The sequence below is a fragment of the Gordonia prachuapensis genome (assembly GCF_036350515.1).
GTDB classification, from domain to species: domain Bacteria; phylum Actinomycetota; class Actinomycetes; order Mycobacteriales; family Mycobacteriaceae; genus Gordonia; species Gordonia prachuapensis.
Genome location: NZ_JAZDUE010000020.1, coordinates 61,769 through 73,453, shown reverse-complemented (window position 1 = coordinate 73,453; position 11,685 = coordinate 61,769). Strand labels below are relative to the sequence as shown.

Here is an 11,685-nt window from a genome sequence, read left to right as displayed (position 1 = left end):
CAGCGCTGCCGTCGCAGGTTCCACCCGCTCACGGTGTTCGTTGTGCACCCGTCCAGGACGGGAAACGCGGGGCACCCGGTTCCGGCGGAATCCCCAGTACCCGGCAGGTCGCCGAGATCCCCAGGTACAGCGACGCCACCGCGACGATCTCGGTACGGGTCTCGATGGTGAGCGTCCGATCGATCGCGGCCAGTTCCGCCGCGTCGAGGCGCCGCATGTCGACCACCGCGTCGACGATGTCCAGGACGGCGCGTTGCCGGGTCGACCAGCCGGGTTCCGGGTCGGTGTCGAGCACGGTGGCGTCGATCTGGCTCTGCGTGAGGCCCGAGGTCTTCCCGAAGTAGGCGACGTGGACACCCCATTCATGCTCCGCGTCGCATTTGGCGGTGACGCGCAGAACGCAGAGCTCGCGCTCGTCCGCGGAGAGCTGCCCGGTGTGCAGCAGACCGCGCAGACCCAGGATCGGTTGCTCGATGTACCCCCGCAGCACCCCCGGATTGGCGGCCATCGCCCGATAGAGCAGCGGTGGCCGATGCGGCGGCGGGACCACTTTGTCGAGCAGAGCCGCCGACTCGGGTGGCAGCGGGGGCAGGTCGAACGTGTCGTCGGGCATGGTGGCTCCTGTCGCGTTCTGCTCGGAACGGTGTGGGCGGATTCCGAGGGGTTGACGCACCGTCCTACTCTGCCGCGATCAACGCGAGATCGCCGCGCTCGATCACACGGCACCGGCCCTGGAGGTCGTGGTGCGAGACGCCCCGCCGGGATTACGTAGTCGTCCGGTCTCGGTGCCGGTGCCCCGGGAGATGATCGGTCTCGATCGTCATCTTGGGCCACGGCGGCTGACGCAGCACCGCGGCCGATCCCAGCGTCGCGGCGATCAGCCCGGTGATCACCCCGATCACGGCCACTCGGCCCGAGTCCACGACGGGCGTCCACGTGGTGACACCGTCGGTGATGGTGAAGGCGCCGACCGTGACCGGGCGACCTCGCAGCCCTCGACGGGTCACCGGGATCATCGTGGTGTGCTCGTCGATGGCGATCGGTTCGCCGAGATCTCTCCCCCGGCCGGGGTCCGGGCTCTTGTCTGTCGACATGGTGGCCGCCTCCTCGAATCGTCCGCTTGACGCCCATGGTCGCAGGATCCGCACCCCGGTGGAGCCGTCCGCGGTCATCCACCTGTTGCACTACGGCTCGACGAGTGCAATAGTTGCACCCATGTCCGAGCGTGCAATGTCGGCGAGTCGCCAGCGGACCGCGGCCGCGATCGTCGATTGTGCGCAGTCGTTGGCCGAGGAGCGCGGGCTCGACGGCTTCACGATGGACGAGGTCGCCGAGTGCGCGGGCGTCTCGCGTCGTACCTTGTTCAATTATTTCCCGGGCAAGATCGACGCAGTCCTCGGCTCACCTACCGCGCCGAATCCGGAGCGTCTGGTGGAGTTCCGGGCCGGCGGGCCCACCGGCCGGCTGTCCGTCGATATCAAGACGGTCATCACGAACCTGCTCGACAGCAAGGACGCGGACCCGGCAGACCTCGATCGTGTGCGTCGCCTCGTGGCGTCAGATGCCCGATTGCACAAGGCATTGCACGACAAGTTCGCACGGTTCGCCGAGTTCCTTGCCGATGCGGTCCGCGCGCGCGAGGGAGCCGACTTCGGCGAGCTGCGTGCCCGCGGCGCGGCGACTGCGACCCTGTCGCTGTTCGACCTCGCACTCGAGGCCTACATCGAGTCCCCGGAGATCAGCCTCGCCGACCACTATGTCACCGCATTCGATGGCGCTGCAGCGCTTTTCGCTTGATGATCGACCCACCCAACTGAAGACCGGCCCGACCCCGACCACCAGCCGCCAGGAGCTGACATGGCAAACGCCGACGCCGCATCACCGGACAAACTCGACCGCAGCGTGATTGTGACCGGACTCGTCATCGTGTCCGGCATGATCATGGTGGTTCTCGACACCACCATCGTCAACGTCGCGCTGGACACCCTGAGCCATGAGCTCGACGCCACCCTCTCCACCACTCAATGGGTGGTCACCGGCTACCTCCTCGCCGTCGCACTGGTCATCCCGATCACCGGTTGGGCGATGGACCGATTCGGTTCCAAGGCGACATGGATCACCGCGGTGACGATGTTCACCCTCGGATCCGCACTGTGCGCCACGGCGTGGTCCATCGAGAGCCTCATCGTCTTCCGCATCATCCAGGGTCTCGGCGGCGGGATGCTGCTCCCCGGAGGCCAGGCGATCATCGCGAAAGCCGCAGGGCCGCAACGCCTCGGGCGCGCTATGAGCATCATCGGCGTTCCGATGCTGTTGGGGCCGGTGTTCGGCCCGGTAATCGGTGGTGCGCTCGTCGAGTACACCAGTTGGCACTGGATCTTCCTGGTCAACGTGCCCGTCGGAATCCTCGCAGTCGCCCTCGCCGTGTGGAAGCTTCCCTCCGGCGACCATCTCGACGATGCCGGTCGACTCGACTACCTGGGTCTGGCTCTCCTGTCGGGCAGCCTCGTGTGCCTGCTCTACGGTCTGTCCCGGGCGAGTTCCGAAGGCGGCTTCGGCGATTGGACGGTTATCGCCTGGCTCATCGGCGGGGCGGTGGGTCTCGCTCTCTACACCTGGCACAGCCTGTCGAAGGGCGCCTCGTCGATCATCGACGTCCGGCTCCTGAAGGACCGGCTGTTCGCCAGCGGAACGATCGCGATCTTCCTGGTCGCGATCGGGATGTTCGGCGGCATGCTGCTGTTGCCGTTGTACTACCAGACGGCACGCGGAGAAGGAGCGCTGACCGCCGGACTGCTGCTGGCACCACAGGGTCTCGGCGCGATCGTCGCGATGGTGATCGGCGGCCGACTCACCGACCGCATCGGTGCCGGCTGGGTGGTTCCCGTCGGCGTCGTGCTCGCACTGGTCGGCACCATCCCGTTCACCCAAGTCGAGGCCGACTCCTCCTATGTGTGGCTCAGCGTCGCACTGTTCGTGCGCGGCATGGGTCTCGGCGCGGTGATGATGCCGACCATCGCAGCGGCGTACACCCACCTTCCGGAGGCGTCGGTGTCACGCGCCGCGCCCACCTTGTCTGCGATACAGCAGGTCGGCGCCTCGCTCGGTAGCGCGCTGCTGGTGACCGCACTGACCCAACGCTTCACCCACAACCTCACCGACCAAGGTGTACCCGTCAGTGGCGGCGGTACCGATCAGATCAGTTCCGTTCCGCCGGAGGCCATGCCGATCATCAGTCCACTGTTGTCCGAGGCATTCGGGTTCGCGTTCTGGGTGGCCTTCGCCCTCACGGCGGTGATCTTCATACCTGCGATGTTCTTTCCCCGCCATGGGAATCCGCGAGGCCAGTCCACGCCTGCCACACCCGGGCTCTGAGGGTGCCGGGGGCGTTGGCGCCAGAGGTGTTCAGCATGGCGGGTCGAGCACACAGGGCACCGTACTCAGCACCTCCAGGCCGGCGCCCCGGTGGTCACCCAGGCGCAGCAGGTGCCGCACGAGTCCGAGATGCACCCACACGTGCGTCGGCGCGCTACCGCACGCGATCCCATGCGGTGCAACGAAAAACGAGCGAGCAGAGTACGGGGTCGGGGCACGCCGCACGTTGCGCATACCCCGCTCGACTTCGCGCCGCCGGGTAGCCGGCAGACGGCGAGGACGGATCGAGAATCGTCGTTCTCGCATGACAACCCTCTTCCTGGCAGGCAATTACTAACAATTGTTACTATATCTACTGTGCGCGTCGCTTATGCGCGGTTCGCCGGATTCATAGCCACCTACCACCCGAACCCGCGTTTGAAAGGCATCATCATGTCCCTCGCGCTCTACCGGCTCGGCCGCTTCGCATTTCGACACAAATGGTGGTTTGTCGCCACCTGGCTGGCTGCTCTGGTCGCACTCGGAGCCCTCGTCGGAGCCGTGCAACCGAAGTTCGCCAGCAGTTTCGAACTCCCCGGCACCGACTCCGACCGCGCCATGACGATTCTGCGCGAGGAGTTTCCGGCGGCGAACGAGCAACAGACCGAGGCCTCGACGAGCATCCTCGTCGCCGCCGACGATGGGCTAACCAACCACACGCAGCAGATCGACGCCTTGGTCGTCGACGCCCGTCAGCTGCCTCAGGTGGTGGACCCGCAGACCGTCGCCAACCCGGTCACGGTTGCGCAGGCACGCCCCGAGCTCGCCTCGACCGTCCTCGGCGACAACGGCACGGTCGGGCTGATACAGGTCCGCCAGGACATCCCTGCCGACGAACTCACCGCCGAGGACAAAGAGGCGTTCGAGTCGCTGCTGGCCGACCATCGCGGCAGCGGTCTCGAGGTCGAGGGCACCGGATCGCTCATGCAGGTCATGGAAGTCGGTGGCGCGGCCGAGTTGCTCGGCTTCGCCGTTGCCTTCATTGTGATGATCGTCGCCTTCGGCGCGTTGATCGCCGCCTTCATCCCCATCTTGACCGCGATAGTCGGAGTGGGAATCAGCATCCTGCTGCTCACCTTGAGCGCGGCTGTCATCGATATCCAGTCCAGCGCAACAGCAATCATCACCATGCTCGGCATCGCCGTCTCCATCGACTATGCGTTGTTCATCGTTTCGCGTTACCGCTCCGAACTGAACCGAGGTGATGGCCGGGAACTCGCCGTGGGCCGCGCCGTCGGCACCGCGGGTTCGGCAGTCGTGTTCGCGGGTCTCACCGTCATGATCGCGGTCGCCGCGCTGTCGGTGGTCGGCATCCCCTTCGTCACCCAGATGGGTCTTGCGGCGGCGGTGGCCATCCTGATCGCCGTCCTCGGCGCCATCACGCTGATTCCTGCATTGCTCGGCGTATTCGGCCGGTTCGCCTTCACCCCACGCGTTCCTGGTATCCGGCACGGCGACGAGTCCGATGACCAGCCTTCCAACGGCCTGCGCACGGCCCGGTTCATCACCCGCTATCCCTGGCCCACCGCGATCGCCGGGTTGGTACTGCTGGCCGTGGCCGCCATCCCGATGTCCAATCTGCAACTGGGTCTGGACACCACCACCGACAGTGAATACAACGCAACACAATTGCTGAAGCGCGGGTTCGGTGAGGGCATCAACGGCCCGCTGCTCGTCACGGTCAGCGACGCCGATGGTGGCGACATCGCACCGGCCGCCGGCGCGGTGGTCGATGAGATCGCCACGCTCGACAACGTCGCCAATCCCGCACAGATCATGTGGATCGGCAACGGTTCCGGCCCGGTGCCCGCCCACGATGGGGCCACCGCCGCCCTCATCACCGTGACACCCGAGCAGTCACCGAGCGGTGAAGCGACCCACGACCTTATGGAGCAGATCCGGGCCATCGACGCATCCGCACCGGCCGGTGCCGAGATCCATGTCGGCGGTCAGACGGCGATCATGTCGGACATCTCCGCCACGCTGAGTTCCTCGCTGATTCCCTTCCTGGTCTTGGTGGTCGGCCTCGCATTCATCATCCTGATGATCGTGTTCCGCTCGATCCTGGTGCCACTGGTCGCCACCGTCGGCTTCTTGTTCTCGGTGTGCGCCACGTTCGGCGCAGCGGTCTTCGTCTTCCAGGAGGGCCATTTCGGCCTCATCGAACACCCGGCAGCCCTCAACTCGTTCATCCCGATCTTCCTGGTGGGTGTGGTCTTCGGCCTCGCCATGGACTATCAGGTCTTCCTGGTCACCCGGATGCGCGAGGAGTATGTGCACGGCAGGTCGCCGAAGGACTCGGTGATCATCGGCTATCAGCACGGTGCGCGAGTCGTGACATCCGCAGCGGTGGTGATGATCTCGGTGTTCATCGCGTTCATGCTGGCGCCGGACACATTCGCGCGGATGATGGGCTTCTCGCTGGCGGCGGCGATCTTCTTCGACGCGTTCATCATTCGCATGATCGTCGTGCCCGCGGTCATCACGATCCTCGGCGAGTGGGCCTGGAAGCTGCCGTCGTGGCTGGACCGAATCCTGCCCAACGTCGACGTCGAGGGCACCGCCATCCGTGAGCTCACCGAGTCCGACGACAAAGCCAAGTCCGTCACAACCGCAAACGGAGGTAGTCGCTGATGCTGCAACTCGGCATCGCAGCAGTCGTTCTCGGCCTGGTCCACTTCCTTTTTCATCGGCGCCTCGTGCGGGCTCCCGGTGTGCGGGGACGATGGGCCACGGCCGCGGACGTCCTCCTCGCGGTCGGCTGGCTGTCCGCAGTCATCGCGGTCGGCGTCGGGGTCGTGTTTCCGGCCACGTGGACCCGGGTCATCGGTTTCGTCGGGATGACCTGGCTGGCACTGGTGTTCTACCTACTGCTCGGTCTCGCGGTGATCGGGATCGTGCCGGCGGTGCTCCGGGTCGTCGGACGCCTGCGCGGATCTCCCACGCAGGCCGGCCGGCAACGTTTTCTCCGTGTGGCCACCGGAGGCATGGTCATCGTCGCGATGGCCACCACGCTCTACGGTGTGGGCGAGGCCGCTTCGGGGGGGGTGACGCGTGAAACCCTCAGCATGGAACGACTCCCGGCCGAGTTCGACGGCATGCGGGTGGCTGTGGTCAGCGACCTGCACCTCGGCGCCGCGCGCGGAGAAGCGCTCACTCGCAAGGTCGTCGATCTGGTCAACGCCGAGGAACCCGATTTGATCGCGGTTGTCGGTGACCTCTCGGACGGGACCATCGACTATGTCGGACCGGACCTGCGTCCACTCGCCGATCTGCGCGCTCCCTTGGGTGTTTTCGGGGTCACCGGCAATCACGAGGAGATCTCCGACGACGTGGAGGGGTGGCTGGACCTGTGGCGTTCGCTGGGCATCACCACCATCAACAACGCCAGCGTCGAAATCCAGCGTGGCGCAGCGACGATCGATGTGGCTGGGGTCTATGACCTGAGCAGTTCGGCACCCTACGAACCCGACCTCGACGCGGCGCTCGCCGGCCGGCCCGACGACCAGTTCACCCTGTTGCTCGCGCATCAGCCCAACCACGTGCGCGAAGCCGCCGAACACGATGTCGACCTCCAGGTCTCCGGCCACACACACGGCGGCCAGATGTGGCCGCTGCGTTATGCCGCGGCGCTCGCCGCCGACCCCGCCGTGACCGGTGTCGACACGGTCGACGGCACCACGGTCTTCACCACCTACGGTGCCGGCGCGTGGGGACCACCTGTCCGGGTCGGCGCACCCCCGGAAGTCGCGATTCTGGAGTTGCGTTCGCCTGAGGCATGATCGGCCGGCGACATCAGGCCACGGCTTGCCTGCCATCCGCTCCTGCGCGCCCGAACACCGTCGACAGGACGAGTCCGGTTGCGACGGCGCCGGCGACGTACGCGGCGTGCTTGGCCTGATCCTCGCCGGGGTTGAACAGCCTGATCGCCACAATCGCGTTCGCCATTCCCCAGGCCGCGTTCACCGTGGGTGACGACAGGCCCCGGCCCGGAGGGCTGGCGAACGGGGTCGTGAAGCGACGGCCCAGCAGGCCGCTGACCACATGTGGCACCGCGTTGACGGAGAGCGCTCCGCTCAGGGCATGGGTGGCAATATCTTTGGCAGACATCGGATCGGTACCTCCTGGTTGTCGAAGTGGGTGATTGCCATTGGTCCTAGTTCGACTGCTCGGCAGAGGTCATCATCATCTGCTTGCCATAAGTGCTCGTGTCGTCGATGACGGCCAGGAGAACATGAGCGACATCCGCGCGTTGAGTCCGCGGCGCCCTCGGCATCTTGCGTTTGGTGGCCGCGTCGACCACCAACGGGTGAGGTGTGCGGTCACCGTTGCCGAGCGGACCGGGATGCACAGTGGTCCAATTCAATCCGCTGTCGTTGAGTTGACTTTCACCTGCCATGTGGTCACGGAAGTTGCCGGCCAGGAAGGTGCGGCAGCCAAGACGGTAGGGGTAGCGGGTGTTGTCGAACGTGTCACCGACTCCCAGGGCGGACAGCACGACGATTCGTTGCACGCCGGCGCGCTTCGCTGCCTCGATGGCGGCGGGTACCGCGATCTGCATCAGTGGCTTGCTCGATTCGCTGATCTTGGGCCCCAACGTCAGTACCACCGCATCGCATCCGCGTACGGCGTCGACCAGGGCATCGGTGTCGGCGAGCTGTCCACCCACCACGGTCAGGTTGGCTGCCGCGTCCATGGCTTCGGGACGCCGCACGTAGGCCACCACGTCGTGGCCTGCGGCGAGTGCTTGGTTCACGAACTCGCCCCCCGTTCGTCCGGTGGCCCCGAGTACTGCGATCTTCATTATCGTTCTCCTTTCGTCTGCCCGATCTCTCGAGCGTGAATCTGGTTGGTATCAGACGCGATACGCGTCATCGAGGGCGCCGAGATACGCCTCTTCGTCGAAGTCGGTGATGTTCTGGCTCTGGAGGAGGAATCCGGGTATGGCTGAGATCAGCACCGGCGTCACCCGATCGGACCATTCCGCCGGCCGGTCACCTGCGCGTTCGGGATGTTGTGCCGCCCACGCCGTGAGCTCGGTCCGGAACATCTCGCCGAGTTGGGTGAAGATCCGCTCGACCACGGCACGGACATCGGGTTCGACAGCCGCTTCTGCCCAGATCTGCGGAGCCATGGTCATCACCGGTTTGTCTCGCATCGACAGCAGTACCGACCGCACGAGCTCCGCCGGCGAACGTGGCGAAGAACCTGCGGCGCCACCGATCTCGGCGGTACGCAATGCGAGGGTACGTTCCACCACCGCGCGGAAGAGGGCTTGTTTGCCGTCGAAATAGCTGTAGATCGCTCCTACGGACAATCCCGACTCCCGGATGATCGCCGACATCGACGAGCTGCGGTAACCGTCTCGGGCAAACACGCGCTGAGCGGCGTCGAGGATTTCATCGCGACGAGCCGCACGGTGGGCTTCGGTGACTTTCGGCATGACGCTAGTGTACGTTAAAGAACGAGCATTCGTTTTAAGGAGTTGATGAGAATGTCCGAGAAACACCCGGACCCCCTACCCACCCCGGAGCCGGAGACCCCACCTGAGACCCCCGTCGCACGCACGCTGTCCATCGCGGCGGCGTTGACTGCTGTCATCGCGATCATCGTGTTGGCCTTCTCCTGGCCCGCGTTGACCGCCGACCCGCAGGGCATCTCGATCGCTGTCACCGGGCCGCAACAGGCGGTGACCCAGGTCGAAGAGCAACTGTCCACCAGCGGCGAGGTGTATGACGTCACCGTGGTCGAGGATCGCGATGCTGCGGTGGCCGGCATCGAGGCCCGGGACTACATGGGCGGGATCGTCCTCGGAGCGGAACCCGAGGTACTCACCGCATCAGCCAACGGTGCGGTCAACGAGGTGGTCGCGCAATTGGCAGTCCCGTTGGAGGCCAACCTGATTCAACAGTCCGGTGTGCCACCGGGCGATCAGACGACGGTGACGGTCACCGACATCGCGCCGTTCTCCGAGGACGACCCCAATGGCTCACTGCTGAGTTCGGCGTTCTTCCCGATGCTGTTCGGCGGCATCATCGGCGGCGTTCTAATCGCCACCGTCATCGTCGGTTCCCGCCGCCGCATCCTCGCGGTGACGGTGTATTCCATCGTCGGCGGTATCGTGCTCGCCGGCATCCTGCAGTTGTGGTTCGGGTCGATCCAGGGCAGCTTCCTGCTCAACGTCAGCGCTTTCGCCATGGCCATCGCCGCGATCGCAGCACCCATGATCGGATGCGTCGCACTGATCGGACGCGCCGGCACCGCCATCGGACCTGTCGTGATGATGTTGTTCGCCAACCCGATCTCGGGTAGCGCACTGCCGTCCCAGTTCCTGCCCGGAGCGTGGGGCGAGATCGGGCAGTACTTCCCGCCCGGCGCATCGGCGACGCTGGTTCGTGAACTGTCCTACTTCCCGAACGCCGACACCGCGTCGTCGTGGTTGGTACTGGCCGGGTGGATCGTGGGAGGTGTCATCCTGACCGCCATCGCGTACCGGCGTTCGATGCGCACTCCCAACACTCCCGAACCGTTGCCGGCCGACGAGTCCCGCGTTCTGTCAACGGCGGCCACCTCCTAGGACGTAGCCGGCACGTCAGGATTCGGACTCCATGTGCGCCTGCGCAACCGGCACGCCGCGATCGGCGAGCGAGCGAGCGACCTTGGTCAGCAAGAGCTGTAACGTCTGTCGCTCGTCGACGGTGAGGTCGTCGAAGATCGCGGCGGCCGCCAGTTGCGCGGGAAGCACATGATCGGCGGCATACGCTCTGCCTTCATCGGTGAGTTCGATGAGTGTCACCCGTCGATCCTCGGGGTGTGGGATGCGCCGGACCCACTTGTTCTTCTCGAGTCCGTCGGCAAGGACCGTCATGCTGCGAGCCGAGAGGTCGAGGAGGGCGCCGATGTCGCTCATGCTCATCGGCTCTGGGGAGGCGGCCAGACCGGACAGCACGGCGGCTCGACCAATCGTCATCGACGAGTTGTCCGCTGAGATCTGGCCGTTGGCCCAATGCCGGAGCCCTTTGGTGACGATCCCGAAGCTCCTGAGCAATCGCGCACGATCGTCGTCTCTGTCCATAGCCGACCGATCGTAACAACTGTTAGGGCACGGCACCCGGTGATCGTGTCACCGGCCTCGACCGGTAGGTTCAGGGTCTATGTACGTGAGCGAACTGGGTGAACAATGGCGCCGCTCCCGCCTCCGCCCGGAAGTCGTCCACCTCGACTCCGCGGCCGCCGGCCGATCGTCCAACGCCGTGATCGGGACGATCTCGGCACATCTGTGGCGGGAGACCGAACGCGGGTCGTACATCGCGGCCGAGGATCGTGTCGAGGAGATCGCCCGCGACAAGCGGGATCTCGCCTCCCTCATCGGCCACACCGCCGACGAACTCGCGTTCCGGGAGAGTGCCCGCGCCGCACTGCGTGCGCTGCTCACCTACTGGAATCTGCCGATCTCCACCACCGTGTGGGTGGCCAAGAACGAGTTCGGCCCCAACCTCGTCGAGTTCGAACGCCGCGGCTTCGCCGTGCGTCCCCTGCCCGACGCCGACATCGCCGGCCACGTCGACACCGACGCGCTCGAGAACATGCTGCAGTTCGAACAACCGGACTTCATCCACATCTGCCACATCGGCGCGATGTCGGGAATCGTCCAGCCCGTCACCCGCATCGTGGAGATCGCGCACGCCGCGGGAGTTCCCGTGGTCGTCGACATGGCGCAGACCGCCGGACACACCCCGACGGTGACCGGCGCCGACGTCGTCTACGGCACCAGCCGCAAGTGGCTGGCGGGTCCACGCGGGGTCGGGTTCGTCGCCGTTCGCAAGGATGCGCTGCGGCCGGTGGAGATCGAGAGTTCGGAGGCGTTCGTCGCCGGCCGCCTCGGACTCGGCATGGCGGTGTCGGAGGTGCTGGGCATCGGCCAGCAACGCGTCTTCCGGGAGCTCGCACTGATTGGCCGGGCCACCCGCGAACGCCTCGACGGCATCGGCAGCTGGGAGGTTCTCGAACCCGTCGACGAGCCGTCGGCGATCACCACCCTGGCCCCGCCGCCGGGCTGGCAGCCATCCGACGTCGCGGCCGCCCGCGTGAAGCTGCTCTCCCTCGCCATCCTGGTGACCTGCGCCGACTCCTGGCGGGCACCGTTGACCACCGAGCAGTCGCTGCTGCGGGTCAGCCCGCACCTCGACGTCGAGCGCGAAGACCTCGACAGACTCGCCGACGCGCTGCGGACGATGGGCTACTGACCTGCCGCAGCAGTGACCGGCAGCT

Annotated in this window: 12 protein-coding genes; 6 read left to right on the top strand and 6 right to left on the bottom strand. The window is 66.0% G+C overall.

From position 1 onward, the window contains the following. Positions 1–28: 28 nt before the first annotated feature. A complete protein-coding gene (locus tag V1Y59_RS20595; protein ID WP_330506907.1) occupies positions 29–613 on the bottom strand; it encodes a carboxymuconolactone decarboxylase family protein in 585 nt (194 codons plus the stop codon). A 151-nt stretch (positions 614–764) separates the two neighbouring features. Next, on the bottom strand, positions 765–1,094 hold the full coding sequence (locus V1Y59_RS20590; RefSeq protein ID WP_330506906.1) for a hypothetical protein: 330 nt from the start codon (positions 1,092–1,094) through the stop codon (positions 765–767). A 121-nt stretch (positions 1,095–1,215) separates the two neighbouring features. Between V1Y59_RS20590 and V1Y59_RS20585 the strand changes: the two genes are divergently transcribed. The 4 genes from V1Y59_RS20585 (at position 1,216) to V1Y59_RS20570 (ending at position 7,196) form a co-directional block, all read left to right on the top strand. Continuing rightward, positions 1,216–1,797 carry a TetR family transcriptional regulator gene (locus tag V1Y59_RS20585; protein ID WP_330506905.1) on the top strand — a complete coding sequence of 194 codons (582 nt, stop codon included), beginning with the start codon at positions 1,216–1,218 and terminating at the stop codon, positions 1,795–1,797. 60 nt (positions 1,798–1,857) lie between these two features. Further along, the gene (locus tag V1Y59_RS20580; RefSeq protein ID WP_330506904.1) at positions 1,858–3,375 is read left to right on the top strand and encodes an MDR family MFS transporter; all 1,518 of its coding nucleotides are present in this window, start codon (positions 1,858–1,860) and stop codon (positions 3,373–3,375) included. 432 nt (positions 3,376–3,807) lie between these two features. Beyond that, complete coding sequence (locus tag V1Y59_RS20575) at positions 3,808–6,048, top strand: MMPL family transporter (protein WP_330506931.1); 2,241 nt, start codon at positions 3,808–3,810, stop codon at positions 6,046–6,048. After that, complete coding sequence (locus V1Y59_RS20570; protein ID WP_330506903.1) at positions 6,048–7,196, top strand: metallophosphoesterase; 1,149 nt, start codon at positions 6,048–6,050, stop codon at positions 7,194–7,196. The genes V1Y59_RS20575 and V1Y59_RS20570 overlap by 1 nt, the downstream gene beginning before the upstream one ends. A gap of 13 nt (positions 7,197–7,209) precedes the next feature. Here V1Y59_RS20570 and V1Y59_RS20565 read toward each other — a convergent pair whose 3' ends face one another. The 3 genes from V1Y59_RS20565 to V1Y59_RS20555 are packed head-to-tail and all read right to left on the bottom strand — an operon-like array spanning position 7,210 to position 8,857. Continuing rightward, positions 7,210–7,524, bottom strand: a complete 315-nt coding sequence (locus V1Y59_RS20565) for a hypothetical protein (protein ID WP_330506902.1) — start codon at positions 7,522–7,524, stop codon at positions 7,210–7,212. 46 nt (positions 7,525–7,570) lie between these two features. Further along, the gene (locus tag V1Y59_RS20560) at positions 7,571–8,218 is read right to left on the bottom strand and encodes an NAD(P)-dependent oxidoreductase (protein ID WP_330506901.1); all 648 of its coding nucleotides are present in this window, start codon (positions 8,216–8,218) and stop codon (positions 7,571–7,573) included. A gap of 51 nt (positions 8,219–8,269) precedes the next feature. Continuing rightward, positions 8,270–8,857: a TetR/AcrR family transcriptional regulator gene (locus V1Y59_RS20555; RefSeq protein ID WP_330506900.1), complete on the bottom strand. Its 588-nt coding sequence runs from the start codon at positions 8,855–8,857 to the stop codon at positions 8,270–8,272. Between the two features lie 51 nt (positions 8,858–8,908). Here V1Y59_RS20555 and V1Y59_RS20550 point away from each other — a divergent pair, with 51 nt between their 5' ends. Continuing rightward, positions 8,909–9,991, top strand: a complete 1,083-nt coding sequence (locus V1Y59_RS20550; protein ID WP_330506899.1) for a hypothetical protein — start codon at positions 8,909–8,911, stop codon at positions 9,989–9,991. Between the two features lie 15 nt (positions 9,992–10,006). Here V1Y59_RS20550 and V1Y59_RS20545 read toward each other — a convergent pair whose 3' ends face one another. Then, the gene (locus V1Y59_RS20545) at positions 10,007–10,489 is read right to left on the bottom strand and encodes a MarR family winged helix-turn-helix transcriptional regulator (protein ID WP_330506898.1); all 483 of its coding nucleotides are present in this window, start codon (positions 10,487–10,489) and stop codon (positions 10,007–10,009) included. A gap of 79 nt (positions 10,490–10,568) precedes the next feature. Between V1Y59_RS20545 and V1Y59_RS20540 the strand changes: the two genes are divergently transcribed. Then, complete coding sequence (locus tag V1Y59_RS20540; RefSeq protein ID WP_330506897.1) at positions 10,569–11,660, top strand: aminotransferase class V-fold PLP-dependent enzyme; 1,092 nt, start codon at positions 10,569–10,571, stop codon at positions 11,658–11,660. The last annotated feature ends 25 nt before the right edge of the window (positions 11,661–11,685 follow it).

Excerpts from the sequence above, each read along its gene's own strand:
- V1Y59_RS20595 (WP_330506907.1), bottom strand. The coding sequence starts at position 613 with ATGCCCGACGACACGTTCGACCTGCCCCCGCTGCCACCCGAGTCGGCG.
- V1Y59_RS20590 (WP_330506906.1), bottom strand. The coding sequence starts at position 1,094 with ATGTCGACAGACAAGAGCCCGGACCCCGGCCGGGGGAGAGATCTCGGC.
- V1Y59_RS20585 (WP_330506905.1), top strand. The coding sequence starts at position 1,216 with ATGTCCGAGCGTGCAATGTCGGCGAGTCGCCAGCGGACCGCGGCCGCG.
- V1Y59_RS20580 (WP_330506904.1), top strand. The coding sequence starts at position 1,858 with ATGGCAAACGCCGACGCCGCATCACCGGACAAACTCGACCGCAGCGTG.
- V1Y59_RS20575 (WP_330506931.1), top strand. The coding sequence starts at position 3,808 with ATGTCCCTCGCGCTCTACCGGCTCGGCCGCTTCGCATTTCGACACAAA.
- V1Y59_RS20570 (WP_330506903.1), top strand. The coding sequence starts at position 6,048 with ATGCTGCAACTCGGCATCGCAGCAGTCGTTCTCGGCCTGGTCCACTTC.
- V1Y59_RS20565 (WP_330506902.1), bottom strand. The coding sequence starts at position 7,524 with ATGTCTGCCAAAGATATTGCCACCCATGCCCTGAGCGGAGCGCTCTCC.
- V1Y59_RS20560 (WP_330506901.1), bottom strand. The coding sequence starts at position 8,218 with ATGAAGATCGCAGTACTCGGGGCCACCGGACGAACGGGGGGCGAGTTC.
- V1Y59_RS20555 (WP_330506900.1), bottom strand. The coding sequence starts at position 8,857 with ATGCCGAAAGTCACCGAAGCCCACCGTGCGGCTCGTCGCGATGAAATC.
- V1Y59_RS20550 (WP_330506899.1), top strand. The coding sequence starts at position 8,909 with ATGTCCGAGAAACACCCGGACCCCCTACCCACCCCGGAGCCGGAGACC.
- V1Y59_RS20545 (WP_330506898.1), bottom strand. The coding sequence starts at position 10,489 with ATGGACAGAGACGACGATCGTGCGCGATTGCTCAGGAGCTTCGGGATC.
- V1Y59_RS20540 (WP_330506897.1), top strand. The coding sequence starts at position 10,569 with ATGTACGTGAGCGAACTGGGTGAACAATGGCGCCGCTCCCGCCTCCGC.